This is a genomic window from Gluconobacter sp. DsW_058 (assembly GCF_002153615.1).
Classification (GTDB): Bacteria; Pseudomonadota; Alphaproteobacteria; order Acetobacterales; family Acetobacteraceae; genus Gluconobacter; species Gluconobacter cerinus.
The window spans coordinates 292,090-317,915 of record NZ_JOPH01000005.1; the positions used below are offsets into that span (position 1 = coordinate 292,090).

General features: G+C 57.3%; 23 protein-coding genes. 9 read left to right on the forward strand and 14 right to left on the reverse strand.

What is annotated here, in order from left to right; all coding sequences use genetic code 11:
• The first annotated feature begins 1 nt into the window (after position 1).
• The 4 genes from HK24_RS04740 to infC all read left to right on the forward strand — a co-directional run bounded on the left by HK24_RS04740 (position 2) and on the right by infC (position 4,724).
• Positions 2-910, forward strand: a complete 909-nt coding sequence (locus tag HK24_RS04740; protein ID WP_086633514.1) for a glycosyltransferase family 9 protein — start codon at positions 2-4, stop codon at positions 908-910.
• Positions 907-1,992, forward strand: a complete 1,086-nt coding sequence (locus tag HK24_RS04745; RefSeq protein WP_086633515.1) for a glycosyltransferase family 2 protein — start codon at positions 907-909, stop codon at positions 1,990-1,992. The genes HK24_RS04740 and HK24_RS04745 overlap by 4 nt, the downstream gene beginning before the upstream one ends.
• A 111-nt stretch (positions 1,993-2,103) precedes the next feature.
• Positions 2,104-4,041 (forward strand): threonine--tRNA ligase, encoded by a 1,938-nt coding sequence (gene thrS / locus HK24_RS04750; RefSeq protein ID WP_086633516.1) that lies wholly within the window; start codon positions 2,104-2,106, stop codon positions 4,039-4,041.
• A 161-nt stretch (positions 4,042-4,202) separates the two neighbouring features.
• Positions 4,203-4,724, forward strand: coding sequence for a translation initiation factor IF-3 (gene infC / locus HK24_RS04755; protein ID WP_046900620.1), 522 nt, complete (start codon positions 4,203-4,205; stop codon positions 4,722-4,724).
• Between the two features lie 84 nt (positions 4,725-4,808).
• Here infC and HK24_RS04760 read toward each other — a convergent pair whose 3' ends face one another.
• Entirely contained in the window at positions 4,809-6,356 is a 1,548-nt protein-coding gene (locus HK24_RS04760; protein WP_086633517.1) for a tetratricopeptide repeat protein, read from the reverse strand.
• A gap of 349 nt (positions 6,357-6,705) precedes the next feature.
• On the opposite strand from HK24_RS04760, the gene putA reads away from it, so the two are divergent.
• A complete protein-coding gene (putA, locus tag HK24_RS04765) occupies positions 6,706-10,362 on the forward strand; it encodes a bifunctional proline dehydrogenase/L-glutamate gamma-semialdehyde dehydrogenase PutA (protein WP_086633595.1) in 3,657 nt (1,218 codons plus the stop codon).
• A 7-nt stretch (positions 10,363-10,369) separates the two neighbouring features.
• Here the strand turns inward: putA and HK24_RS04770 are convergent, their stop codons facing one another.
• The 7 genes from HK24_RS04770 to HK24_RS04800 form a co-directional block, all read right to left on the reverse strand.
• Positions 10,370-11,134 carry a hypothetical protein gene (locus HK24_RS04770; protein WP_233126111.1) on the reverse strand — a complete coding sequence of 255 codons (765 nt, stop codon included), beginning with the start codon at positions 11,132-11,134 and terminating at the stop codon, positions 10,370-10,372.
• Between the two features lie 198 nt (positions 11,135-11,332).
• Positions 11,333-11,689 (reverse strand): thiol-disulfide oxidoreductase DCC family protein, encoded by a 357-nt coding sequence (locus tag HK24_RS04775; protein WP_086633518.1) that lies wholly within the window; start codon positions 11,687-11,689, stop codon positions 11,333-11,335.
• Position 11,690: 1 nt separating this feature from the next.
• Complete coding sequence (locus tag HK24_RS04780; protein ID WP_086633519.1) at positions 11,691-12,392, reverse strand: SIMPL domain-containing protein; 702 nt, start codon at positions 12,390-12,392, stop codon at positions 11,691-11,693.
• A complete protein-coding gene (locus HK24_RS04785) occupies positions 12,389-12,739 on the reverse strand; it encodes a hypothetical protein (protein WP_086633520.1) in 351 nt (116 codons plus the stop codon). Before HK24_RS04785 ends, HK24_RS04780 begins: the two co-directional genes overlap by 4 nt.
• Before the next feature lie 58 nt (positions 12,740-12,797).
• On the reverse strand, positions 12,798-14,210 hold the full coding sequence (locus HK24_RS04790; protein ID WP_086633521.1) for a HAMP domain-containing sensor histidine kinase: 1,413 nt from the start codon (positions 14,208-14,210) through the stop codon (positions 12,798-12,800).
• 3 nt (positions 14,211-14,213) lie between these two features.
• Positions 14,214-14,894, reverse strand: coding sequence for a response regulator transcription factor (locus HK24_RS04795; RefSeq protein WP_046900612.1), 681 nt, complete (start codon positions 14,892-14,894; stop codon positions 14,214-14,216).
• Between the two features lie 89 nt (positions 14,895-14,983).
• Positions 14,984-16,228 carry a S1C family serine protease gene (locus HK24_RS04800; protein WP_086633522.1) on the reverse strand — a complete coding sequence of 415 codons (1,245 nt, stop codon included), beginning with the start codon at positions 16,226-16,228 and terminating at the stop codon, positions 14,984-14,986.
• 221 nt (positions 16,229-16,449) lie between these two features.
• Between HK24_RS04800 and HK24_RS04805 the strand changes: the two genes are divergently transcribed.
• Positions 16,450-16,857, forward strand: coding sequence for a DoxX family protein (locus tag HK24_RS04805; RefSeq protein ID WP_086633523.1), 408 nt, complete (start codon positions 16,450-16,452; stop codon positions 16,855-16,857).
• Positions 16,858-16,925: 68 nt separating this feature from the next.
• Complete coding sequence (locus tag HK24_RS04810; RefSeq protein WP_086633524.1) at positions 16,926-17,969, forward strand: nucleoside hydrolase; 1,044 nt, start codon at positions 16,926-16,928, stop codon at positions 17,967-17,969.
• 6 nt (positions 17,970-17,975) lie between these two features.
• Here the strand turns inward: HK24_RS04810 and hrpB are convergent, their stop codons facing one another.
• From hrpB to HK24_RS04840, 6 genes are all read right to left on the reverse strand, one after another.
• A complete protein-coding gene (hrpB, locus tag HK24_RS04815) occupies positions 17,976-20,462 on the reverse strand; it encodes an ATP-dependent helicase HrpB (RefSeq protein WP_086633525.1) in 2,487 nt (828 codons plus the stop codon).
• Between the two features lie 138 nt (positions 20,463-20,600).
• Positions 20,601-21,416: an NADPH-dependent oxidoreductase gene (locus HK24_RS04820; protein ID WP_086633526.1), complete on the reverse strand. Its 816-nt coding sequence runs from the start codon at positions 21,414-21,416 to the stop codon at positions 20,601-20,603.
• 9 nt (positions 21,417-21,425) lie between these two features.
• Positions 21,426-21,965: an adenine phosphoribosyltransferase gene (locus HK24_RS04825; RefSeq protein WP_198942063.1), complete on the reverse strand. Its 540-nt coding sequence runs from the start codon at positions 21,963-21,965 to the stop codon at positions 21,426-21,428.
• Positions 21,966-22,030: 65 nt separating this feature from the next.
• Positions 22,031-22,381, reverse strand: a complete 351-nt coding sequence (locus tag HK24_RS04830) for a response regulator (RefSeq protein WP_086633528.1) — start codon at positions 22,379-22,381, stop codon at positions 22,031-22,033.
• A gap of 14 nt (positions 22,382-22,395) precedes the next feature.
• Positions 22,396-23,649 (reverse strand): multidrug effflux MFS transporter, encoded by a 1,254-nt coding sequence (locus tag HK24_RS04835; protein ID WP_086633529.1) that lies wholly within the window; start codon positions 23,647-23,649, stop codon positions 22,396-22,398.
• A gap of 103 nt (positions 23,650-23,752) precedes the next feature.
• Positions 23,753-24,490: a TVP38/TMEM64 family protein gene (locus HK24_RS04840; protein WP_233126112.1), complete on the reverse strand. Its 738-nt coding sequence runs from the start codon at positions 24,488-24,490 to the stop codon at positions 23,753-23,755.
• A 77-nt stretch (positions 24,491-24,567) separates the two neighbouring features.
• On the opposite strand from HK24_RS04840, the gene HK24_RS04845 reads away from it, so the two are divergent.
• Together HK24_RS04845 and HK24_RS04850 are read left to right on the forward strand one after the other, a co-directional pair.
• Positions 24,568-25,392: a PadR family transcriptional regulator gene (locus HK24_RS04845; protein WP_198942055.1), complete on the forward strand. Its 825-nt coding sequence runs from the start codon at positions 24,568-24,570 to the stop codon at positions 25,390-25,392.
• A 47-nt stretch (positions 25,393-25,439) separates the two neighbouring features.
• Positions 25,440-25,817 carry a hypothetical protein gene (locus tag HK24_RS04850; protein ID WP_046900601.1) on the forward strand — a complete coding sequence of 126 codons (378 nt, stop codon included), beginning with the start codon at positions 25,440-25,442 and terminating at the stop codon, positions 25,815-25,817.
• Positions 25,818-25,826 lie beyond the last annotated feature (9 nt).

Sequence of the window (25,826 nt, forward strand, 5' to 3'; positions counted from 1 at the left end):
CATGAGTCGTATTCTTGTCATCAAGCTCGGTGCTCTGGGCGATTTCGTTCAGGCGTTTGGGGCCTTCGCTTCGATCCGGGCCGCGTTCCCGCACGACAGCATCACCCTGCTGACGACCCCTCCCTTCGTGGAGCTGGCACAGGCGGCGCCCTGGTTCGATGACGTCACGACGGATCGTCGCCCGTCTCTGGCACACCCAGTCGCTCTGCTTCGCCTGTCGCGTGCGCTGCGCGGATTTGATCGCATTTTTGATCTCCAGACCTCCGGGCGGTCTCGCACCTATTTCCGGCTGGCAGGCAGACCACGCAACTGGTCCGGCATCTCTGACGGCTGCTGCCATCCGCATGCCAATCCGTCGCGCAATGAAATGCACACTCTGACCCGCCTTGAAGACCAGCTCCGTGCCGCCGGTCTTCAGCCCATTCCGCGAGAGGTTCCGGAATGGCTGAAGGGGCATGGGCCAGAGATTTCCGGTCGCTCCGTCGTGCTTATTCCCGGAGCGGCTCCGCATCGGCCACAGAAACGCTGGCCCGTCACGCGGTTTTCAGAGGTTGCTCAAGCTGTCGCTGCCCGCGGCCTGACTCCGGTCATTGTAGGCTGTGCGGCCGAAAAACCTCTTGCTGAACATATTTTGCAGGACTGCCCGAGCGCCCTGGACCTCACAGGACAGACCAGTCTTGTTGAGCTGGCGGGCGTTCTCCACAGAGCTGACATCGTCATTGGCAACGATACAGGTCCGATCCATCTGGCGGCGGCTATGGATCGTCCTATCATCGCCCTGTTTTCCCAGGACAGTGATCCACGCCTGACGGCTCCACTTTCACTCACACCGGGACGCACAACCATTCTGGATGTTCCAGATCTGGCTCTGTTACCTGCATCGCGCATAGAGGCTCTACTCCCCACATGACAGTTATCCGTTGCGTCACGATGCAGAAGAACGAGGCCACCCTTCTTGAGCCGTGGATCCTCTGGCACGGGGCCATTTTCGGTCTCTCCAATCTGACCGTTGTCGACAACGGCTCTACAGACCCACACGTCAAGGATGTGCAGAAGCGTTATGAAGCGCAGGGTGTGCAGATCATCCGCAAATATCGGTCCCAAAAGGATTTTTTGCGGAAAGGTGAAATCTTCACGGACATTATCCGGGGCTGGGATGCGGAAAATGCCTGTGATTTCGCACTTCCCATGGATTGCGATGAATTTCTTGCGTTCTTCCTCGATCGCCTATCGGTGGACCCGGCGGAAATCCGCGCGCAGTTCGAGCTTCTGAAAGACGAACAGGCGACCCTGATTACCGACCGCCTTCTCTTGAACGTGCCGAATGCTCCGAGTTACTACCGCCCCCAGTCGGTTCCGAGAGCACTGTTCAAGGCTCATACGATTGTAGGACTGGATCGGGGCCTACATGCCCCGCAGACCATCTACCCAGAGCGCTGCGTGCGGACGCCCTTTGTGCATCTTCATCTGCACAATCGACCTGACTACGAAGACATCCGCCGCTTTGCCCGTCAGAAGCTCGCTCATATCGCTGGCGCCATTCCAGGGGAAAAGCCAAGAGCGGGCCAGATCACACCCGAGAACCCCAAAGAGGGATATCATCTTCGGTATTATTTTCAGGCCAGTCAGGAAGATTTCCTCCGCAGCTACCTGCACACGCCCGATATTTATGCGCCCGTCATCGCAGACCATTTCCGGGCGTTAGGCGTAGATCCTGCACCAATTCTCGGAGATACGTCCGCGCCGCAGTTCCCAGTGCATGTTCCACAGAATTTTCTGGCTCACCGTCGCCTGGAAGATGGATCACAGCACGAATACGGCCTGTTTGATCCCCTCGCCTACGCCTACGAGAATGAAGATGTGGTGAAAGACGCCTTTTATTGCATCTGGCCGCTGATCCATTACATGGACGCCGGATGGCGCGAAGGACGGCGCCCGAATGCCAACGGAATGGAGCCATTTCTGCTTCAGGCGGCAGTTCCTACCTTATAAATCCGCTTTCCGGCCGGTGCAGGGCTTGCGGCCAATCCCCGATTGAGGCCATTTACGCGTGTCTTTTTCCCGGCAGAGGGCTGCCGGGAGCAATCGCAGAGGAGCGATCCCATGCCCGCCATCACACTCCCCGACGGAAGCGTCCGCACGTTCGACGGGACCGTGACGGGCACGACTATCGCCGCCTCCATCGGCCCGGGGCTGGCAAAAGCCGCTCTGGCCATGGAGGTGAACGGCAAGCTCGTCGATCTTTCAACCGAGATTGCGGACGATGCGGCCGTCAAGTTCGTCACGAAAAAAGACGATGCCTCACTTGAGATGATCCGCCATGATGCGGCGCATGTTCTGGCAGAAGCCGTGCAGTCGCTCTGGCCGGAAACGCAGGTCACGATCGGTCCGAGCATCAAGGATGGCTTCTATTACGACTTCTCCCGTGAAAAGCCGTTCACACCCGATGACTTCGAAGCCATCGAAGCCAAGATGCGCGAAATCGTCGCTGCCAACGCTCCTTTCACCCGTGAAGTGTGGGACCGTGACGAAGCCATTCGCTTCTTCGAAGAGAAGGGTGAAGACTTCAAGGCCGAACTGATCCGCGATCTGCCGGAAAGCGAGCAGATTTCGATCTACCGTCAGGGCGAATGGCTCGATCTCTGCCGCGGCCCGCATCTGCGCGGCACAGCAGACGTTGGCACGGCCTTCAAGCTTATGCGCGTGGCCGGTGCTTACTGGCGTGGTGACCATCGCAACCCCATGCTGACCCGCATTTACGGCACAGCATGGCGCGACAAGAAGGAGCTGGACGCTCATCTGATGCGTCTGGAAGAAGCCGAGAAGCGCGATCATCGCCGCATTGGCCGCGAGATGGACCTCTTCCACATTCAGGAAGAAGCCGTCGGACAGATCTTCTGGCACCACAAAGGCTGGCGTCTGTACACGGTCCTTCAGGACTACATGCGCCGCGCACAGTCCCGGAATGGTTACGAAGAAGTTCGCACGCCACAGCTCGTGGACCGTGCCCTCTGGGAAGCCTCCGGTCACTGGGACAAGTACCGTGAGAACATGTTCATCGCGCAGGTTGAGGATGAGGACAAAACCCTTGCTCTGAAGCCGATGAACTGCCCGTGCCATGTGCAGATCTTCCGCCATGGCCTGCGGTCTTACCGTGAACTGCCGCTGCGTATGGCTGAATTCGGAGCGTGCCATCGTTATGAGCCGTCCGGCTCGCTGCATGGCATCATGCGCGTTCGTGGCTTCACGCAGGATGATGCTCATATCTTCTGCACGGACGACCAGATTGCGGATGAAACCGCAAAGTTCGTGAAGATGCTGGCGGAAGTTTACACGGATCTGGGCTTCGAGAGCTTCCGCGTGAAGTTCTCTGACCGTCCGGAGACGCGCGCCGGCTCTGACGAAGTCTGGGATCGGGCCGAAGGCTCGCTCAAGACGGCTTGTGAAATCGCTGGTGTTGAGTACGAGTACAACCCCGGCGAAGGCGCCTTCTATGGCCCGAAGCTGGAGTTCGTTCTGACGGACGCCATCGGTCGTGACTGGCAGTGTGGTACGCTTCAGGTGGACTATGTTCTGCCAGAGCGTCTGGATGCGTCCTATATTGGGGAGGACAGCCAGCGTCACCGCCCGGTCATGCTGCACCGCGCCATCCTGGGCAGCTTCGAGCGCTTCATCGGCATCCTGATCGAGCAGTATGCTGGCAAGTTCCCGCTCTGGCTGGCGCCGACGCAGGTTGTAGTGGCGTCCATCGTTTCCGATGCTGCTGATTACGCCAATGAGGTTGCTGCCGAACTGAAGGCAGCCGGGCTTCAGGTTGTAACCGACGTTCGCAACGACAAGATTAACGCCAAGATCCGCGAACACAGCCTTGCGCGCGTTCCCGTTATTCTGGTGGTTGGCCGCCGTGAAGCAGAAGAGCGCAAAGTAGCCATGCGTCGCCTTGGCGGCGCCAATCAGGAAATCCTGGGACTCGAAGAGGCTGTAAAAACTCTCACAGCCGAGGCCACCCCACCTGATATTACCCGGTTTTCGAAGGATTGAGCGTAATACCCTTGCGCCCGGAAGGGCGCAGGACTATGTGCAAAAGGAATGGGATCGGCAAAGATCGAAACCCGCCCCTCTTTGACGAGGCGCGGGCGTTCGGGTCAGTGCTGGTCCTTGTATGAAAATTACGACAGGAGCTGACCATAGCTAGACCGCCGATGCAGGCCGCGCCCACACGTGAGGGGCCGCGCGTCAATGAGGAAATCCGTGTTCCGCAGGTTCGTCTGATTGACGAAGAAGGCGAAATGCAAGGCGTCATGACGACCCGGGATGCTCTGATGCGTGCTTTCTCGGTTGGCCTTGACCTCCTGGAAATCAGCCCGACCGCTGTTCCCCCTGTTGTGAAGATCTTGGACTACGGCAAGTTCAAGTACGAGCAGCAGAAGAAGAAGAACGAAGCCCGCAAGAAGCAGAAGGTCGTTGAGATCAAGGAAGTGAAGGTTCGTCCCGGCACGGGCGAGCATGACTTCCAGACGAAGCTCAAGGCCATCAACTCGTTTCTGGATGATGGCGACAAGGTAAAGGTATCCCTTCGCTTCAAGGGCCGTGAAATGGCTCACCAGGAGCTGGGTGCAAAGATGATGGAGCGCATCCGCATCGAGGTCGAAGAAAAGGCCAAGGTTGAGCAGATGCCCCGTATGGAAAACCGTCAGATGCTCATGGTTATAGCTCCGCGCTAAAACCTAGGTTCTTACGAGATCCACAGGAAAAGCAGCCTTCTTCGGAAGGCTGCTTTTTTTTATGCCTTTAGTCTTGGAGCTCGCCTATTCGCCGGACTCATGCTGATAGCCGCGATACAAATCCATGAGCCGGACAAGAGTGAGCCGGACATTGTCAACCACGCTCCCCCAATCTCCTGCCACAGGCTGACGGAAAATTCGCATATCCGGATACCAGGCGGTCTGAGTTCCTGCATCTCTCCAACGCCAGCAAGCGTCAGAGCGTGACAGCATCCAGACGGGTTTACACAGTCCACCCGCCAGATGAGCCATGGACGTATCCACCGTAATCAGAAGATCCACACCTGAGAGTCTGGCAGCGGTATCAGCGAAATCGAGAATATTCTCGGTCCCATCAACCAGTGGTAGTCCGGTTTCAGCAACTTGATGGCGGGCCGCTCCCATTTGGAAACTTACGAAACGCACGCCTTTTACTGAAAACAAAGGCCTCAATGTCTCCAGCGACATGCTGCGGCGGCGATCCGTCTGCGTCGCACGCAGGTCATGAGGTCTTGGATCTCCGCTCCAGACAAGCCCGACGATAAAATCCGGAGGCTGGCAGGAACCTTGAACCTGGGCGCTGAGCTTGCCTCCCTGAGTTGTCATGTCTTCTTCTGACACAGACAGATAGGGAAACTGTCCAACAAACTCTGCCGTCAGTCCGAGCCTCACGGGAAGGCTCATCATCGGGCAATGATAGTCGAAGCTGTCGGCAGGATCGAGAACTGAGACTACCCGGGATACGCCCGCTACACGCTGAACAAGCCGTACCAATGGAACTGGAACCTGCACCACAACTTCTGCCCCTCTCTGGGCCAGTATCGGCATCAGGCGGATGAAATGCAGTGTGTCTCCATATCCCTGTTCGTGATGAACAAGAATGGTGCCCCCCTTCAGGGATTCCCCTTCCCAGACTGGCGCGTCGATATCAGCCCTGACTGTTCTCGAAGAAAGCCAACGACTTTCGTATTCCTGCCATCCTAAAAGAAAATCACCCGATTTCAGCAAAGCCGTCGCACGGCCAAAACGGATAACGGGATGATCAGGAGACCGTTGAAGCGCAGCATCGTAGAACTGCAAGGCTTCTGCAGAGCGGTTCAAACATTGGAGAATATGCCCGGCGTTATTGAGAGCATTTGCATCATCCGGTTGCATTTTCAAAGCAGACTGTGCGAAACCCAGCGCCGCTTCAAACTGTCCATCGCGTGACAGAACCATACTCAGGTCGGTAGCGTACTCAGGAATAGACGGGTCCTGCTGCACGGCAGTTTCCAGGGCTTTGATAGACCCTCCCAGATCATCCTGATGCAGCAGGGCAATGCCCAGTCGATGCCAGACCCTTGCCGCATGAGGCCTTGCTTCGAGGGCCTTGCCATAGAACAGGGATGCCTTTTCCCAGCACTGAAGACGCTCATAAACGCCACCAAGAAGAAAAAGGCTTTCAGGCCTTTCTGGCAGAAGCGTTTCTGCCTCTCGCAGAACGTCGATAGCACTCTCACGCTGCCCCACTTCTTCCAGGCCGACTGCTACTCGCAAATATTCTGTGAAGGTACGACGTGTAAGCAGACAGGGGCTGGGGAAAAGTGTGGTCATTCCGACTCCTCGTCCTTTGTCTGTAAGAGGAAATTCTTAAGAATTCCTCAAACTCCATTCGTTCATCACATCGTTTCTGAGATCATATCTTTGATACGATTGAAATAAATTAATAATTTAAAAGAAATTCTCTTTTCAAATTGGACATTACAAGTCCGAAAATATTTCCAATATTTATAAAATGATCCTCTCAGTGCATCTTATGGGCGTTTGAAAAAGAGGCTGTGATCAGAAATAAATCCGATTTCAGATCAATCATTGGGTGTCTTGGCTACGATGTTGCGCTAAGAGCGCTTTCTATTCTGTTTTAAAGGCCTCCCCGGGCTTTAACCCGCCTGGAATGGACTCCATGACCCATCCGACGACGAACCCGGCTTCACGCCCCGCCGCGCCATTTGCGGAATTTCTACTCTCACGCGCACCACGCTCCCCGCTCCGTAACGCTGTCTCCGCTGCTCACTACCGCCCCGAGGCGGAATGTGTAGACGCGCTGCTGCCACGTGCTGACCTGACACCTGAGCAGGATCGTCAGGCTACCAGAATAGCCCATGGCCTTGCTGAGGCCGCACGAGACTCCTCGCCCGATATTGTGGGGAGCCTTTTACAGGCATTCCCTCTGTCTTCACCTGAAGGGCAATCTGTTCTGGCTCTGGAAGAGGCGCTCCTGCGCATTCCGGATTCTGCGACGCAGGATGCGCTGATCCGTTCTCTCGTGGGAGATACCGACTGGGGACGGCATATCAGTAAACGCCGTGCGTCGGTTGTGAACTCGATTGCGTTGAACCTGTCCCTTGCAGGGCGTTTCAACCAGAGCAAGGGGTTCAGCCTTCGTCGGCTAACCCTTCAGACATCTACTCCCATGGTTCGTCGCAGTCTGGAAAAAGCTATCCGTGCCATAGGAAGCGGATTCATTCTCGGCTCCACACTGGCTCAGGCTCTGAGACTGTCCGCCCCTGCAGAAAAATACGGGCTGACATATGCATATGATCCGCAGGTCAACACCGCTCTGACGGCTTATCAAGCCCTCGATGCCCTTACCGTCTATGAAGACGCACTGGAAGATATCAGCCAACACGCGGGCATCACCGGCGACTTTCATGACCGCCCGATGCTGTATGTACGCCTGCCCGCATTGAGCGCGCGATTCAGCCGTTTCAGGCGCGAGCGGATCATGACGGAGCTGTTGCCGATCCTACAAAGGCTTACCATCCGGGCCCGGCAACTGGATGTCGGCATCCTGCTCTCCAGCGAAGACAGCACACATCTTGAGCTGACGCTGGATCTGCTTGAGGCTCTCTGTGTGTTGCCTGAACTCAGGAACTGGAACGGGCTTGGCATGACCGTCCAGACCTATGATCGTCGTGCTTCATCTGTCGTAGATTTTCTTATTGATCTGGGCCGGCGCACCGGGCGCCGCGTTCTTGTCAGACTGGTCAAAGGCTCCTGCTGGAATTCAGAAATTCGACAAGCCCAGAAAACCGGACTGGCTGACTTCCCTGTTTTCACGCGCCGTTGCCACACGGATGTCAGTTATCTCGCCTGCGCCCGACAGCTTCTTGAATCGCTGGATGCCACCTACCCGCAGTTTGCCACCCATAATCCGCGGACTATTGGTCATATTCTGGCGCTCGCAGGGCAGGTTCGGCCGGGAGATTTCGAGTTCGCATGCCTGCATGGGCTGGGGCTGGCTCTCGCGCAGCATCTGCGAAACCAACAGGGCATGAACCTGCCCTGCCGGGTGCATGCTCCCATCGGGGAAGTCGCGTCACTCATGCCCAGTTTCGTGAGACAGCTACTGGAAAATGGGGCTGCCTCGCTTGTTGTCAGCCGCGACGAGGACCCGGCTATTACGATCGAAGCGTTAACGGCTGACCCCGTCGAGGCAACACGCGCCATTCTGAGAACCGAGCGCCCTAATCGTGCAGTTCGTGCACCGTCAGATATTTTCCAGCCTGGGCGACGCAACGCGGCAGGTCTGGATCTTTTCAACGAGCTGACACTTCGGGCCCTCCATGAAACCCTTGATGGAGATGCGCCCTTCCTCCACGCCCGAGCTCTGACGCCGGGTGTCACCAGTCAGCACGACCGCTCCCGTCTGCTCTACAACCCCGCAGACCGACATGACCCGATTGGTGACGTTGTCGAGACTGATGGAAAGACACTGCTGTCTGCACTGGAGACAGCGGAGCATGCGCTTGCCAGTTGGGCAGGCAGCAGCCCTGAAGTGCGGATTGCCTGTCTGGGGAAAGCTGCTGATCTGATTGAGGCCCACCGGATTGAGCTAATGGCGCTTCTGGTACGGGAAGCTGGAAAGACCCTTCCAGCTGCTCAGGATGAAGTCCGTGAGGCCGTCAGTATTCTTCGCCATGATGCGGAACGTCTGCAAGGGCGGGATTATCATTTGCAGGCCTCACCGCTCGGCCTTGTTGCGTGTATCAGTCCCTGGAGCAGTCCACTGGCGGCGTTCGTGCAACAGATTTCCGTCTCTCTTGCAGCGGGAAATGTTGTTCTGGCCAAGCCAGCCGAGCAAACCCCGTTTATTGCAAGCCGCACCGTTCAGCTTCTGCACAATGCTGGGATTCCACCTGAAGTTCTGCACCTTTTGCCAGGCGATGGGTCGGTGGGAGAGCGTCTGGTAGCTGATCACCGGGTCGATGCCGTGATGTTCACTGGCTCAACGCCAGTTGGCAAAGCCGTTTCACGCCAGATCTTTGATCGGCAGGGGCGCACGGGCACACCTGTTCCTCTTGTGGCGCGCACGGGTGGACAGAATGCAATGCTGGTCGATAGCTCCGCGCATGCAGAACAGGTCGTGCAGGATATTCTGAGCTCTGCTTTTGACAGTGCGGGGCAACGCTGTTCGTCTCTTCGTATCCTATTGATTCAAGAAGACTGTGCAGACCATGTTCTTGAGCTTCTGAAGGGCGCGATTCAGGATCTGGCTATTGGGAACCCAGCGCGTCTTTCAACGGATATCGGGCCAATTATCTCTCCGGAAGCTCGAACGGAAGCGATGGATCATGTTGAAATGATGCGTCGGGCCGGCCGAACGGTGTGGTCCCCCGAACTCGGTGAAAACTGTCGATACGGCCATTTCCTCCCCCCCACGCTGATTGAAATCGGCCGTGTTGCCGATATTCCGCATGAAGTGTTCGGGCCGGTCCTGCATGTGCGTCGCTTCAATCGCAACGAAATGGACGGCGTGATCGACGCTGTAAATTCCATGGGGTACGGCCTGACTTTTGGCGTTCATTCGCGTGTCGCCATGACAGTGGATCGCACGACTAACCGCATTCAGGCGGGGAACATCTACGTCAATCGGGCCATAACAGGGGCAGTTATTGGCTCACAGCCTTTTGGTGGGTCCGGACTTTCCGGCTGTGGCCCCAAGGCGGGGGGGCCCTTTGCCCTCCGCCGTATGAGTGCCCGCACGTCCCCATGGTTTGCGCCTAAAGATGCAAATCCGGGTAGTATCCCGCGCCATGCGCAAAGTTTGGTGACGTTTCTTGAAAGCCGGGATGCCGTCTCAGCCCGCCAGATCCGACAGGATATTGCGCATGCCATGACGGGCTTCTCAATGACGCTCCCCGGCCCCGCTGGAGAGACCAACACACTGACACTCAAGCCCTGTGGCCCGGTACTCTGCGCAGGTGAAAGCTGGCCTGCCATTCTCAGGGCTGTCGGTATGGCTCTGGGAACAGGTAATCCTGCTCTGGTTCTTGGCCCAGATCATGCACTGGACTGGATGCAGCGTCTTTCACCCGGTTTGGCCGACCGTATCCAGCGCGTTGATCCAGGGGCCTTGCCGGAATGTGCCGTCATGATCATGGAAAGACACTCCCCCCGCGCGCTGCAGGCTGCCTCAACCCTGACAGCACGCGAAGGGCGCATTGTGCCCATTCATGTGTTGGATTGTCTGCGCCCCGAATGGCTTCTGGAAGAGCACGTCGTGACCGTTAATACCGCTGCCCTTTGCGGCGATCTGACCACGATGGCTCTGTCCTGAAAGCACTTCAGTGATGAAGACTGGCCGTAACGTCCCACGTGATTTTCTGCGTCTCTGAGCGGCCATCTTCAGCAGGGTCCAGGGAATAGACCTGGTGAACAATCGCGTCATCCAGGTTAGTCATGGAAAAACTCCCCTGCTGTGGCTGCTTCTTCTGTACGAAGCTGCCCAGAATGCTCTCGGTGGTGTCGTAATCCTTAAGCGCCGGATTTGTGAGAGCGATCATGGAGACATACTCGTAAAGAGACAGCCATGAGACGCCATCCATCTTCGAAAGATCTACCGTCACAGCCATATACTTGATCGTTTCGACCGTCTGTGATCCGAGGAAAGACGTCATTAACGGCTCATGCACATAAGCTGGGGCCATAAGTGTGGGACCAACATGCATTGGCATGTGGTAAGTGTCCTCAATCCCGACATCCGCAAACCAGCGAACAGGATAACTTTCCTGCAAGGCTTTCTTCACGCGTGGAGACGGAAGACGGATGTTGTCCGTAAACACGGGCGATGTGTCGAGACCCTGCATGAGATAGGGATCACGATCCAGGATATGGGAGATGAGATCGTCTTCGTGGACAGTCGCGAGAATGAAAAGACGGGGTATCCTGCAATTCGCCCGCAGGTGAACACCATATTTCGCAAAACGCTCCGTCAGATGGGTCTGAAAATTTTCTTCCACCCCGGCTGGAAAACCAATGAACTGCGAACAGACCGTTCGGTCCCAACGAGCAATCTGACGACCACTGGCAGGCTGAACGATTTCTTCCACGGCATGTCAGGTCTGATCGGCAGAGTAACCCTGCACGACCAGTTTCTCCTGACCGTGAAGAGAAGGCGCTAAGGCAAGCAATGCGGCAACAAGAGGCATCCAGACTTTCATGACACAGCCCTTTACGACATTTCATGTCAAACCATGTCTGAATTTTACAGCTTGTACAACTATTCCGAATAAAAAATGAAGGATGCCTTATCGGCCAGCCTTGCGAACCAGCCGTTGAAGGATGGGCCGTACTTTTAAAAACTGCCCATACAGAGCCTCAAGGCCTTTAAGCACCAGCGGATAACGGGCGACTTCGCCCAAAGGCCGGAGAACCGGAATGGCACGCCACATGGCCGCAAAAGCAGCCGCGCCGTCATAGAGCTGCTCGCCCTCGCGTGCGTGAAACCGGGCGAGCAAGGCTGCACGGTCCAACGGGCAATCCGCCATTTCTCCGGAGGCATCAATGAAATGGATGTTTCCACGCCGGTCCAGCCGACGCATCAAGGCGATTTCACGTTGGCATAAAGGACAGTTTCCATCATGCCAGACTGTCAAACGTGACATGTCAGGGAGCCAGTTCGGCTTCAACACTCACTGTAACGCGAAGGGTTTGTTCCTGCGGGGTGCCTTGCGGCGGTGTGAACGAATCGCTAGCCGCACGAGCCGCCATCAACATGACCGGCCGCGGGCCCGGTTCCATCGAAGACACTCGAACCTGCTTCAGTCGCACAACATGTAGCCCCAGCGTTCTGGCACTTTCATCGGCTTCCTGCCGGACTTTCTGGAGTGCCTGGGTACGGGCCTGGCGCAGTAAGGTCTCCCGTGTTTCCGAGTCCAGAGACCAATCCAGGCCATCCATCATCAAACCGTGACTTTGCAGCTTGCCTGACAAATCCAGAAGGGACACGGCGTCCTTCCCGCTCAGACTCAAATCCTGACGGGCGGTCCAGCGCGTCGGACCATGCTCTGGCGTCTGGTCCGACAGGGAATAACTGCCAGCTTGCGCCTCAATTCCTGACACCCCGGATGCCATTTTCATGGCTTCGGCCATATGGGCGTTCAGGGTTCTCTGCGCTTCGATGGCAGAGGCACTGTCCGCTCGCCCAAAAAGACGCACCGTCAGAAGCGTTGGCGCGGCATGGGCTTCACCCGTGACTGTGAAATCCAGCTCTGTCCCGGTCGTCTGGGGTTCTGTTGCCCGGGCCTGACAGCAAATTGCCAGAGACAAGACAGCGAGTGGGGTGGCCAGACGGAAAAGACGCTTCATGAGTGCTCCTGACTATGTTCCAAAAGGACCAACGCACGACGCAGCCTCGCGATCCCTGCCCGCAGGTGATGGTGCTTGCAGAGTGTATCGCCTTCAATCCGGAGACGATGCGCATCGTCCATAGCCCCAACAGGAATTCCATGGGGTGTCGCCAGAAGGTGATCCACGTTTTGTGTCAGCTGGGTGCAGTATTCCGCGCTGTCAGACGTCACGGAAATCACGCCTTCTTCTTTCCCGGGAACAGGTCGGGCAGGCGCATTCTGCGGTGGCGCATGTCCAGCCGGGGCAGCCGCAAGGCTTCCCACCAGACCCAGAAGACAGACAGACATTGGAGGCAGAAGGCGCATTCCGCCCTCTTTACACAGTCTCACCTAAGCCACGGGTGAGGGAGGAATGAAACTTCCGTCATGCAGGGAGAGTCTTTGCATTCTGAAGAGCTGGCAAAAGCAGTGTTACTCGCAGCCCTGGCTTTCCGTCCGAGAGTTCCATGGTTCCACCGTGCAGTTGAACAACGGCCTGAACCAGAGAAAGGCCAAGCCCTGCGCCAGGGGTATTCCGCGCTGTTTCTGCACGGAAAAATCGCTCTGACGCACGGGCCATGTCCTGTTCACTCATGCCAGGGCCCTGATCCGAAACACTGACGGCAACACGCCCTTTCTGCATGACAGCAGAAAGGGTGATCGTCGTATTTTCCGGCGCGAATTTGATGGCATTATCGAGAAGATTGGCAACGGCCTGCTGAAGAAGATGCGGGTCTCCATTGACCCGCGCCAGTGCCCCGATCCGGAAATCGAGTTTCAGACCAGCATCTTCCATGGATGCTTCATAAAGCTCGCTCAGACCTTCCAGCAAAGGCGGAATGTCCAGCACTGTAAACGCCGCCCGCTGCGCGCCAGCTTCAAGCTGGGCGATACGCAGAAGAGCTTCGAAAATGGAGGTCACGTGGTCCAGATCCAGAACGGCACGATCAATCGCCGCACGGAGCTCGTCTTCAGACGTGGCAGTCAGGCTCGCATCTTCCAGACGTGCTCGCGCTCGTGCAATGGGCGTCCTCAGGTCATGGGCAATGGCATTCGAGACCTGCCGCACGCCATCCATCAAACGGTTGATACGCTCGAGCATGGTGTTGACCGTCTGGGCGACAAGATCGGTTTCATTGCCGGTCAGCGGTATGCGACGACTGAGGTCCCCCTGCGCTACAGCAGACGTCGTGCGGGCAATGGAGCGCACGACCTGTCGGAAAATCCGCCGAATGGCGAGCGTCCCACCCGCCGCCAGCAGCGACACCATGACCCAGGCCCAGATGAGCGTATCGGTCAGAACGTGTCGGACGACCTGTCGGCCCCGAACATCCCGCCCAACAATCAGGCGAAAGCCTTCCGATAGCGGAAAGGCGTGCATCTTGGCTTGGGTGCGAAAACCATCCCGGCGGATGGAGAGTTCATAAAACTCATCCATCTGGGTGATGACCACAGGCCAGCCCGGTAGATTTCCAGCATATTTGCGACCATCAGGCCCGACGAGCAAATACAGCTCGTCATCTTCGACGTTCTGATCCAGTCGGTCCTGAATGGCGAGCGCCAGAGCCGCCGGGCCACCATGAACCCAGCGTTGTGCCAGATCGTGGGCATCCACCTGCACGGCAGCTTCGACCTGGCGGTCCAGCTGGCCAGTGGTGTTCCACCAGATGAACGACAGGAACACACCCGCAGAAATGATGAACACCAACCCGTAAGCCAGCGCGAAATTCAGCCCTGCAGACCGGATCGGCCAGCGCAAACGCTTCTCGAGACGGCGAAACCCGCGCCAGATTTTCACGGGTCAGTCCGCGCGCAGGATGTATCCGGCGTTGCGGATCGTATGGATGAGGGGCGTTGCAAACGGCTTGTCCACTTTCTGGCGCAGGCGTGAAACGTGCACGTCAATCACGTTGGTCTGTGGGTCAAAATGATAGTCCCACACGCGCTCCAGCAGCATGGTCCGCGTGACGACCTGCCCCGCATGACGAATCAGAAATTCCAGCAGACGAAATTCGCGGGGCTGAAGATCAATCTTCTCATTCCCACGCTTCACCGTCCGGGAAAGCAGATCCATCTCCAGATCGCCCACAGTCAAACGTGTCTGAGGGGCAGACTCAGGCCGGCCACGGCGGCCGAGCGCCTCAATCCGGGCCAGAAGCTCTGAGAAGGCAAATGGCTTTGTCATGTAGTCATCGCCACCAGCCTTCAGGCCAGCCACTCGTTCATCGACATCTGCGAGAGCGGACAGCAACAGAACCGGCGTCGCATTCTGCTGTCCACGCAGCGTTTCCAGAATACGCAGGCCGTCAATCCCGCCGGGCAGCATACGGTCCAGGATCACAACGTCATAATTTTCACTGACAGCCAGAAACAGACCATCCTTGCCGTTATCCGCCTCATCCACGACGTGCCCGGCTTCACGCAATCCCTTGAGCACAAAGGCGCGGACTGTGGAATCGTCCTCAACGAGCAGGATACGCATTGATTTTACTCTCTTCCTTCCGGGCGACTGGGCGCCGTATCAGGGCCTCAGAATACCGGCTTGTGTCCACGGGTCAAAGTGGAGCTCGATCAGTTATCCGCGTTCTTGGGGCGTGGTCCGATATGAACGGGAAGCGTCAGGTCCGTGCCGCCACGCCTGACGCCAAAGTTCAGAACCATGCCCGGCCGGGCCGCAGCGATGCTTCGCAACAGCATACGGGCGCTGATGACGGGCGCTCCATCTACCTGCCGCACGATGTCGCCACGACGCAGACCGCTTTTCTGGGCCGGTCCGCCGTTATCGACACCCGCAATACCAACGTCCGTGTCCCCGTCATCAAGGGTAATACCGAGCCAGCCGTGCTCGACATGTCCGGTTGCTTCGATTTCAGCCACGATCGGGGCAACGATTTCAGATGGAATACCAAAGCCAATGCCTACGGAGCCCCCAGCAGGCGTCACGATAGCAGCATTCACCGCCACGACCTGTCCCCGCATATTGAAGGCCGGACCGCCAGAATTTCCCGGATTAATGGGGGCATCAAGCTGAATGAAATCGTCCAGGGAGCCGATACCCAGGTCACGCCCTACGGCGGAAACAATGCCCGCCGTCACAGACGAGCCAAACCCGAACGGATTTCCTGCCACCAGAATCCAGTCTCCGATATCCGTCTGGCGGCTGTCGCCCCAGGTGACGTGCGGCAGCGGCTCAGGACTATCGACCTTGATAACGGCAATATCCGTCAGCGGGTCAGCTCCCAGAAGACGGGCCGGCATTTCATGACCGTTGGAAAGGGAGACGACCACCTTATCCGCTCCGCCGACAACGTGCCGGTTGGTCACAATGATTCCGGTCGCATCCACGATGAAGCCCGAGCCTGCGCCAACCATTTCGTCCTGCTGGCGCTTCATACGGTCATGATAGCGCTTCTCCAGCGGGGTTCCCTTGATTTGCGGTGGAACGTGATCATGTCCGTCCGGGCTGCTCTGGGTAATGGCAATATTCACAACGGCCGGAATGACCTGACGCACAAGCGGCGCAAAACTCAGAGGACCGTATTTAACCAACAAGGGAGGCAGTGCCGGTGCCGCAGCCGGAACCGGAGGCTGCGTCGGAATCCCGTGTGCGTCCGTGCTTTCTCCTGCCAGAGGGCTATCCGGACTAATGGACGAAAGCGGTTTAACGGCCTGCTGTTGAATGGTCGTTGTAGCGGGCTGAGATGTGGGAGCGTGTTGCTCTCCTTGGCTGTGCAGACGCAATGCCAGCATCAGGCCTACTGTCACGACAGTCGCTGTTCCGGCCCCGATTGCAGCGGCCTGAAGAGAGCGATTCATGGGAAACAGGTCACGAACATCGTCATGTTTCAGCTGCTAACACAAAACCGTCAAAGCTCCTAAAAGAAGCCGCAGACAGGGGTTTCCTGCCAGGTCGGAAGGAGATGTAAAAACCCGATAATGAGTATTTTGGAAATCATACCATTCCATCATTTCTATTTTTTAGAATATCTACTTTTCATACTTTCAAGGCAGTTCTTCTGCTTCGAAAGATTTTCCCGATGCTCACCAATTTTCTGCCTCGCGATGCCCTTCTCCTCACAGGTCGCGTATTGCTCGCCGGTCTCTTCCTCGTGATGGGATGGGGCAAACTCGCGGACTTCCCCGCAGCAGTGTCCTACATGATTCAGACCGGTGCGCCTGTTCCCACCCTGTCAGCCATCCTCGCTATCGTCGTGGAACTCGGGGCAGGACTGGCTTTGCTTGGCGGCATTTTAGTGGAACCCATTGCGATTGTTCTTGCCCTCTACACCATCGTGACAGGGCTGATCGGCCATCATTTCTGGACGATGTCCGGAATGCTCCGCTACGACATGATGATTCATTTCTATAAGAACATCAGCATTGCAGGGGGCCTACTCGCTCTTGCCGCCGCTGGCGCAGGACGCTTCGCAATCAGGCTCCGCTAAAAGCTTGCCGCAGACAGGTCATTCCTTGATGGTAACGGTAACTTCGTTTTCTCAAGGAATGACCCGTCATGCGCCTGTCCCGTCGCTCCCTGCTCGCTCAGTCCGCCGGGTTTGCATCCTTGTCTCTGCTCCCGAATATGACCCGCGCTGCACCTGCCCAACGAAAAGTCATTTTCGACACAGATCCCGGCATTGATGACGCAATGGCGCTTCTTTTGCTGCATGGCACGCCAAACATCGAGCTGGTGGGCATTACAACTGCGGCCGGCAATGGATTGATCGACACCACAACACGCAATGCGCTCTATCTGGCCGAACGCTTCCGGATCGATGTCCCGGTTTCAAAAGGCCAGGGCGCGTCTCTGGATGGTGTGACATCGTCCCCTCCTGTCACCATTCATGGACGAAACGCTCTGGGAGATATTCCTCTCGCGGCCGTCCACAAAAAACTCGATCCTCGCCCCGCGCATGATCTCATCATTGATCTGGTGCGCGCCAACCCACACGAGATCACTCTCGTCGCGACAGGACACATGACAAACCTCGCGCTTGCTCTGCGCAAGGCGCCAGACATTGCCAGTCTGGTAAAGGATGTTGTGCTGATGGGCGGCGCATTCGGGCATCACGATGCGCGGGGAAATGTGACACCCGCAGCGGAAGCCAATTTCCATGGGGACCCCCGAGCGGCCGATGAGATCTGTGCCGCGCGTTGGCCGGTGACAATCGTAGGGCTCGATGTCACGACACAAACTCTGATGACAGACGCCTACTTCGAAAACCTGCGCCAGCATGGAGGCCAGTCAGGCCGTTTCCTGTGGGATATCACGCGGGTCTACATGACGTTTCATCGGGGGCTGGGTCTGGACGGCATTTATGTCAACGATGCCTCTGCCGCAGCATACGTGATTGCGCCGGAATTGTTCAAAACGCAGAAAGGTGCTGTTCGCGTCTCGACGGAAGGCGTCACCCTTGGTGAATCTGTTCAGAAAGCAGACAGTCGGGTTTATCCACCCGGAGACTGGGACAATCGCCCATCTGTTCAGATCTGCACGGACGTGGACGCCGAGGGCGTGCGTTCCCTGTTCCGTAAGGCAGTTTTTCAGATGGCCTGATGGAACCTAGCGTTTGGGACGTGGCTTGGGCGGTTCAGCCGTTGCCGGATCTTCAGGCCAGTCATGCCTTGGGTAGCGCCCTCGCATATCCTTGCGCATATCTGACCAGCTCCCTTTCCAGAAACCGGCAAGATCAGCAGTAATGGCCTGTGGGCGGCCCGCCGGCGACAGCAACGCACACTGAAGCGGCACGGCGCCATCAGCAAGCAACGGCGTTCCGACCGTGCCATAGAATGCCTGTGCTCGCGCAGACACTGTTGGCACTGCCCCTGTATAATCAATGTCGTGGGTACTGGCTTTGAGCGTCAGACGAGGCGGCAGCTTTCGATCCAGCGCGGACAGGTCGCTGTAGTCCAGACGGGCGCGGAGAATGGACAGAAGATCGAGAGCTTTCACCTGGGTCAGACGGTCGCAACCTGCCAGATATGGCTCCAGCCATGCCAGATCATCAGCAAGAGCGGCCATCGACAGGTCCGGCAGATGAGGCGCGTAGGTCGCGCGTGCATGCGCCACACGGGCCTGGAACTGAAAGGCTGAGTCAGACCAGTTCAGAGCACGCGCAAGATCAGCCGCAATTTGCTGTAGAAGAAGTGCCTGCGCCTCCTCAGGCGTTACTTCTGTATTGCGATCACGCAGGATCAACGCGCCCAGACGCAGCCTGCGTCGCGCGATGATCCGACCTGAAGCCCCGTCCAGACTGGTTTCAACCTGCTCCGTTGTCCGATCCAGAAGCGTCTGGGGCAAATGTTCAGCATCCAGAGGCGCCGCAAGCGTGATTTCCGTCGAAGTCCGCGTGTGAAAAGCTGCGGCAGCCAAAAGCTTTTCCCGCGCAAGACCGTCATTGGCCTGCACACGGGCACTCCCGCCGCCTGCAAGCCGAAATCGTCCAATCTCTCCCGCAGCCTGCGCCACACGATCAGGAAAACCGGCGGCCAGAAGTGGCCCTGCATGAAACGGCATTGGACTTAGTGGAAGGTCTTTGCCACCCATACGACGCAGAAACCGCTTCGCCGCCTGACGCATATGGAACAGGCTGGCCCTGTCCGCTCGTGGATCATCCCGCTCAAACAAAGCCAGACGTGTGCGGATGTCCGCTCCCGCAGATGCCCCGGAAGGCATATTCGGTCTGGGGCGTAAAGGATCACGCTCTTCAAGAAGAGCGGCGAGGCAGGCTGCCGTGACACGCTCAGGGATGGTTTTCGCCGCACAGAGCATGGCCGCAAGACGCGGGTGAGTTCCGAGCCCTACCATCCGTTTTCCAAGAGCCGTAATCTGACCGACTTCATTCAGGGCACCCAACTCACGCAACAACTCACGCCCGCCCGCAAGCACTCCGGTAGGAGGCGCATCAAGGAGTGGCAACATGTCGGGCGCTGTTCCCATGACGTCCTGCCAGGCTGCCGTCACGAGAGCGAAGTCCGTTAAATCCGCAACAAGGATTTCGGGCGCATCCTGTGGCCGCAGAGAGCGTTGCGTAGCCTCGGACCACAGACGGATCGCGATACCAGGAGACTGACGCCCCGCACGCCCCGCACGCTGAGTGGCCGTCGCACGCGAAATCTTCAGTGTTTCCAGCCGGGATAACCCCGTGTTGGAATCCAGACGCGGTGCCCGGCGCAGACCACCATCGACAACAATCCGAACGCCAGAAACCGTCACGGAAGTTTCGGCAATCGACGTTGCCAGCACAACACGCCGTCTGTCGGATGGCGCAATCGCGCGGTCCTGATCTTCTGTCGTCTGTTCTCCATGAAGAAGAAAAACAGGCACAGCATCTCCAAGCAGAGCCTGTGTTCGGCGAATTTCCCCAACACCGGGAAGGAACGCAAGAATATCGCCCTCTTCCTCTGTAAAAGCCTGCCGGATAGCGCGTGCGCAGGCCTCTGGCAGGTCACGCGGGTGCATTACATCCCGGGTGTGGCGTATATCGATGGGATACTGTCGGCCTTCACTCTCGATCAGGGCGGCATTCATAAGATCTGTAAACGCACGCCCATCAGGCGTTGCGGACATGGCCAGAATGCGGAGATCTGGCCTGAGTTCACGCTGAAGGTCCAGACAGAACCCCAAAGCTGCATCCAGATCCAACGAGCGCTCATGCACCTCATCAAACAGGACAGCGCCAACCCCATCCAACGTTGGGTCTGCCAAAAGGCGCCGTACAAGCAACCCTTCCGTCACAACTTCAATACGCGTTCGGCCTGATACGGCGCTGTCGGTGCGCGTACGAAAGCCTACAGTTTCACCCGGTCGCTCGCCCAGCGTGGAGGCCATCCGTGCCGCGGCCCCTCGCACAGCCACACGGCGAGGTTCGACCAGAATGATTTTCTGTCCCGCAAGCCATGGTGCCTCAAGCAGAGCCAGTGGCGTCAGGGTTGTCTTACCGGCACCGGGAGGAGCAACGAGAACAGCGTTCGGCTGCTGCTCTAATGTTTTCAGAAGATCAGGAAGAACAGCCGCAACCGGAAGATCCGGAGAAAAGAAATCGCTCAGGACAAAACTCCGGAATTAGAGGCTCGACGTAGAACAGCAATACTGAGCGTGGTTGGAGGCAGATGTCTCAAAAGCCGGCTCTCTTCAATGGGTGCTCAAAGGTTCGAGCATCCACACCCAGCTTCCGTCACCCCCATCTTATTTCAGCGCAAACCCAAGCCGGTTGAGCACGGCTTTCATGACATGGCGGCCGCTCAACCCGTGGTAGCTATCCACACGACTTGCCACGGTTTCAGACCATGCTCGCGGTGCAAGGCCCTGCTCCTGCTGATAGGCATCAGCAACGCGGTCATAAGCGGCAACACCTTCGGCTTCATTTGCGGAAGTGTAGCGTTCACGGTGCACAACGACATCCTGCCCCAGACGCGGCTTGTAACCGTTCTGAGCCGACGGATCAGGACGTCCCACACAGAGACCAACAACTGCAACGGTTTTGGGCGGAAGGTTTAGCAGCCTGGCAACGTCTTCCGGATGATTCCGCAAACCTCCGATGTAAACGGTCCCAAGCCCCATGGACTCGAAAGCCGTCACAGCATTCTGGGCAGCGATACCGACATCCAGCGTGCTCATGAGAAAGATCTCCTCATAATCCAGCGCTTCACTCCCCTTGCCTGCCCGTTCCGCAATCCGTTCCAGACGCGCCAGATCGACGATCCAGGCCAGAAACAACGGTGCAACTTCGATGTGCTTCTGATTACCGCAGAGCTCGGCAAGCTTTGCCCGTGTCTCCGGATTTTCAACCGCAACAACGGACCACACCTGCAGATTGCTGGACGTTGCAGCAGAAGAGGATGCCGCGATTCCAGCCTCCAGCGTCCCGGTTGGCAACGCGTCCGGCAGATATGCCCGGACGGAATGGTGTTTCAGGAGAGTTTGAAGAACCGGATTGTCCGGCAGGTCTTTCGGGGCGTCAGTACGATAGCGGGTCTGCCACAGGGAAGAAATGCCGGACATGGTGGTTCCTCAGTCTTCGTAAGTGATGAGCGAATTCAGCGGGACATCCAGTTTGTCACGTCCCTTGAGACCTGCAAGCTCGATCAACACACTGGCACCCACAACTTCTGCACCAACCTTGCGCAGGAGGTCGATGGAGGCCGCGAGCGTGCCACCGGTGGCCAACAGATCATCAAGAACGACAACGCGCTGACCCGGCTTGATGGCATCAGCCTGAATATGAAGTTCGTCCTCGCCATATTCGAGACCATACTTCAGGGAGATTGTCTTACCCGGCAGCTTGCCCGGCTTGCGCAACATGGTGAAGCCGCAGCCGAGGCGCTGTGCCAGAGGCGCTGCTGTCAGGAAGCCGCGGCTTTCGATGCCAGCCAGCAGGTCCGGCTGCCAAGCAGAAATGATACGTGCCAGACGGCCCGTTGCAACCTGCCAGGCTTCGGCAGAGCGGATGAGCGTGGAAATGTCGTAAAACAGGATGCCCGGCTTCGGAAAATCGGGAACCTCACGGATGTAGTCCTTGAGGTTGAGCGGCTGGGGTTCCTGAAACGACATGGCGGCACTGCTTTCTTCTGGGCGTGGCAAACAGCGGGCCATGTAGGGGACTCTTCCCCTACAACTCAAGCCCGGATTGCGTTCCGGGCCTGATCGATGGCTTCAAGCAGCGCATTCCTGCGAAATGGCTTGGGCAGAACAGCGACACTTTCCCCCATCAGTTGCCCCTCCTCGAAGTCTCCCGACATGAGAACCACAGCAAGGCTGGCATTCTGGTCCCGCAGTTTCCGGGCCAGCAGCAGACCATTGAGCACACCTGGAAGATTGTAGTCGGTCACCAGCAGGTCTGCGGACCCGTCCCATGCCAAGGCACTTTCAGCATCCTCAACCAGATGAACATCCCACCCTTCCCGCGTCAGAACCGTCTTCACCACGAGGGCTACGGCCACATCGTCTTCAACAAGAAGTACCTGCATCACTCTCAACTCCTTCAGGGCGCTGATGATGGCAGTCTGGGCCTCAGCAGAGCAAACACGGTTGCCGCGCAGAAGGCGAACACCAGAAAGCCCGCAAATGGAATGGCCGTCCCGGGGGACATCAGACCGAACAGCGCACTTGCTACCGCTCCGAACAGGTACTGCATTGTTCCTGCCAGAGCAGAAGCCGAGCCTGCACGTTCGGACTGTTCGGACAGAATGCCAACCATTGAATTGGGTCCAATGATGCCTGTTGGCGCCATTGTGATGACAAGCGAGATGATCAGCGGCCAGAGAAAGAAGGATCGAAGCTGTCCGCCCGATGTCAGATCAACAGCGGAAATGACGGCCAGCGCCAGGAAAAGGATACTGCCTGTCAGACTGATCCCCAGCGCACTGAAAAGCATGTGCGTCGTACTGACCTTCCCCACCACAAGCCCATTAATGGCAGAGGCCCCGATCATGCAGACAGCGAACAGACCAAACAGCATTCCGTAATGGAACGGAGACATGCCGAAGCGCTCTTCGAACAGCGTGGGAGCGCCTGTCAGATAGGTGAAGGTCACGAAGCCCAGAAAGCTCCAGACGAGGCCATTCGTGATGAAGCTGCGTGTCCGCAGAATATAGATATAGCGTTCGATGATGGAGAGAGGCCGCATGTCCCGGCGCTCCTGCGTGGGGAGCGTCTCCGGGAATACGGTCAGGAGCATCAGGGTACAGAGCCCGCCATAGACGGCCGTGGCCCAGAAAATGACACGCCAGTCCACAAACTTCAGCGCAAAGCCACCCAGCATGGGCGCGAGAATCGGAACAACGCCTTGCACAACGATCAGGCGCGACATGAGGCGGGATGCCTCATCACCTTCCGTCAGATCCCGAAGACATGCATTGGGAATCACCAGTCCGGCCGAGGCCATCAGAGCTGAAAAAACCCGACAGATGCACATGATGGTCATGGTCGGGGCCAGTGCGCAGCCGATCTCGCCGATTGTGTATCCGATCATGCCAATCAGCAGCGGCAGCCGTCGGCCGAACCTGTCTGACACCGGGCCAATCGTGATCTGACCAATGGCCAGGCCGATAACCCAGGCAGCCATGGTGATACTGCCTGAACCGGGAGCAGAATGAAGCTGGCGTTCCATTTCAGGGAGGGCCGGAAGATAGATATCTGTGGAGACAGGTCCGACTGCCGTGAAGATACCCAGCATAAGCGGCAACCATCCCGGAATGGTATCTCCACGCCGGAACGCCATGCTCTGTTCTGTCATTCGTTTCTGCCTGTGAAAAAGCAATGTTCAGAAGATGAGAAAGGACCCGTCCCTCACGAACGGATCAAACCAGTGAATCGTTCAGAACGAGATGTTCGAACGGTTATTCATCTGCCTGACGCAGGAGCAACGCTCCCAGAACGCCAGAAACCACAAACAGGCCACCCGCGAGACCAAGCTGGATCATATGACCAATACGTGTGCCAGCCCCTACCAGAACAAACACCAGGTTCTGAGGCAAACCGCCAAGGCAGGTTGCCAACGCAAAGGCTGGAAGCGGAAGTTCAAATAATCCGGCTGCCATGGAGACCAGCAGAGCAGACCCTACAGGCATAAGCCGCAAGGTCAGAACAGCACGGAAGGGTTTGCGATGAAGGATTCTTGCCAGCGCTGCATAATTCCTTTGCAGGCGGTCATGCAACCTTTGTCGAAATTTTACCGGTGCAAGCACTCTGGCCCAGCCATAAGCCGCCATCGCACCCAGCATATACGCCAGAGAACACAGGCCCAGCCCACCCCAGACTCCGAACGCCAGCCCCGCGGCAATGCACAACGCCTGTCGCGGCAGACCGCAGGCACAATAGGGAATGGCCAGTAGCAGGAACCAGACTGCTGCATAGGGAGTCTCGTGCCAATGCGGCGCGTTTTCCAGCAGACGATGAATGAAGGGCAACCGCTGCAACAGCGCCACACACAACAGCATCGCCCCAATCGTCAAAGCAGCACGCCAGGGCACAAGCTGACGAAATGTGCGCCGCAGTTCGGGATCAGGAGGGGAAGAGATCGGGCTACCCATCTCCGCCGGATACCAGCGGAAACGGCACGCGGCTATGGCACGCACAGATTTTGAAAAAGAAACACTTGCAGATATATCTTAAGATACTATATCGTACGACATATCGAATGAAGGAAAACAGAATGTTCAAACATGATACCGATCGCGCTGAGCGCGGTTTCTCAAGGTTCTCCCGGGGTTTTGGCTTCGGCGGACACAAGCATCGCAAGGGTGGTCGACGCCGCAGCGACGCATCAACCAGCGAAGGAGAAAAAATGCAGGATGGTCCGGACTTCCGCGAAGGCGGATTTCCTCCAGAGCGTGGCGAACACGCGGGGCGCCGATTTGGTGGCCGGGGTGGAGAAGGCCGTGGCGGACGCGGCTTTGGTGGTCGGGGATCACGCGGTGGCGGCCGGTTCGGTGGCGGCGGCTTTGGTGACGACACTTTCGGACGTGGTCGTAAACTGACAGCTGAGGAACTTCAGATTGTCATTGAAGCCCTTCTCCATGATCAGCCTGCGCATGGCTACGAGCTGATCCGCCGCCTCGAAGAGCACTCCGGTGGCTTCTACAAGCCAAGTCCTGGCGTCATTTACCCTTCCCTCACCTATCTTGAAGAGGCTGGCCTCACCGCTGTCACGCAGGAAGGCAACCGTAAGCTTTACAGCCTCACGGATGAGGGGCGCACCCATTACGAAGCGAACCGGGAGACGGCGAATCGTATTCTCGAGGTCCTCGCCCGGATTGGTGCCCGGATGTCGGAAGTTCGGGATGCCTTCAGTGGAGTGAATGATCTTGATCCAAGCCTGGGTCAGGACCTGCATGAAGCACGTCTTGCTCTGAAGCTGGCACTGAAATCCCGTCGCGGAGCAAATGCAGAGGAACTGCGCCGGGTAGTGCAGATCCTGCGGCAGGCTGCAGCCGACATCAGCGGTGAAACACCAGAAGACAAGCCGTCCGCCGACTGAAGATCACGCCTCTTCGTCTGAGCGAATGTATGGAGTAAAGGGTGGTCATGATTGTTCAGGACCACCCTTACTTCTGCAATATGCCCGAAGACATGCAGTACTATCGGCCTGAAGTCTTTCCAGCTGGCTTCATTGAAAAATCAATGATCTTTGCGCTTCCTGACCGGCTCAAGAAATTCCGGCGCAATCTGTGGCACGTCCGGCGCAATCCTGGGGAAGATGCGGTTTATATGCCGCTGTTCCGGGTGGACTGTATTTTAAAGTCAGAGCCGCGCCCTGCAGGGTTGCAGGGACCGCTGGATATTTATCCATTTTATACCCGCACGACAAAGACCCGCAGCCGTGAGCTGGACTACTATGTTCTGTTCATCTTTCGCGAAAAACTGTCATTCATGCGATGTCAGGAACTCATCGGGAAAGGTTGAACGGTTCTC

Bases quoted from the DNA above. Each gene is read 5' to 3' on its own strand.
- HK24_RS04825 (WP_198942063.1), bottom strand. From the start codon at position 21,965: ATGTCGTTTCAGGAACCCCAGCCGCTCAACCTCAAGGACTACATCCGT.
- HK24_RS04780 (WP_086633519.1), bottom strand. From the start codon at position 12,392: ATGAAGCGTCTTTTCCGTCTGGCCACCCCACTCGCTGTCTTGTCTCTG.
- HK24_RS04805 (WP_086633523.1), top strand. From the start codon at position 16,450: ATGCTCACCAATTTTCTGCCTCGCGATGCCCTTCTCCTCACAGGTCGC.
- HK24_RS04820 (WP_086633526.1), bottom strand. From the start codon at position 21,416: ATGTCCGGCATTTCTTCCCTGTGGCAGACCCGCTATCGTACTGACGCC.
- HK24_RS04850 (WP_046900601.1), top strand. From the start codon at position 25,440: ATGATTGTTCAGGACCACCCTTACTTCTGCAATATGCCCGAAGACATG.
- thrS (WP_086633516.1), top strand. From the start codon at position 2,104: ATGCCCGCCATCACACTCCCCGACGGAAGCGTCCGCACGTTCGACGGG.
- HK24_RS04800 (WP_086633522.1), bottom strand. From the start codon at position 16,228: ATGAATCGCTCTCTTCAGGCCGCTGCAATCGGGGCCGGAACAGCGACT.
- HK24_RS04835 (WP_086633529.1), bottom strand. From the start codon at position 23,649: ATGACAGAACAGAGCATGGCGTTCCGGCGTGGAGATACCATTCCGGGA.
- HK24_RS04845 (WP_198942055.1), top strand. From the start codon at position 24,568: ATGTTCAAACATGATACCGATCGCGCTGAGCGCGGTTTCTCAAGGTTC.
- HK24_RS04740 (WP_086633514.1), top strand. From the start codon at position 2: ATGAGTCGTATTCTTGTCATCAAGCTCGGTGCTCTGGGCGATTTCGTT.
- HK24_RS04785 (WP_086633520.1), bottom strand. From the start codon at position 12,739: ATGCGCCTTCTGCCTCCAATGTCTGTCTGTCTTCTGGGTCTGGTGGGA.
- infC (WP_046900620.1), top strand. From the start codon at position 4,203: ATGCAGGCCGCGCCCACACGTGAGGGGCCGCGCGTCAATGAGGAAATC.
- HK24_RS04830 (WP_086633528.1), bottom strand. From the start codon at position 22,381: ATGCAGGTACTTCTTGTTGAAGACGATGTGGCCGTAGCCCTCGTGGTG.
- HK24_RS04810 (WP_086633524.1), top strand. From the start codon at position 16,926: ATGCGCCTGTCCCGTCGCTCCCTGCTCGCTCAGTCCGCCGGGTTTGCA.
- HK24_RS04775 (WP_086633518.1), bottom strand. From the start codon at position 11,689: ATGTCACGTTTGACAGTCTGGCATGATGGAAACTGTCCTTTATGCCAA.
- HK24_RS04795 (WP_046900612.1), bottom strand. From the start codon at position 14,894: ATGCGTATCCTGCTCGTTGAGGACGATTCCACAGTCCGCGCCTTTGTG.
- HK24_RS04745 (WP_086633515.1), top strand. From the start codon at position 907: ATGACAGTTATCCGTTGCGTCACGATGCAGAAGAACGAGGCCACCCTT.
- HK24_RS04760 (WP_086633517.1), bottom strand. From the start codon at position 6,356: ATGACCACACTTTTCCCCAGCCCCTGTCTGCTTACACGTCGTACCTTC.
- putA (WP_086633595.1), top strand. From the start codon at position 6,706: ATGACCCATCCGACGACGAACCCGGCTTCACGCCCCGCCGCGCCATTT.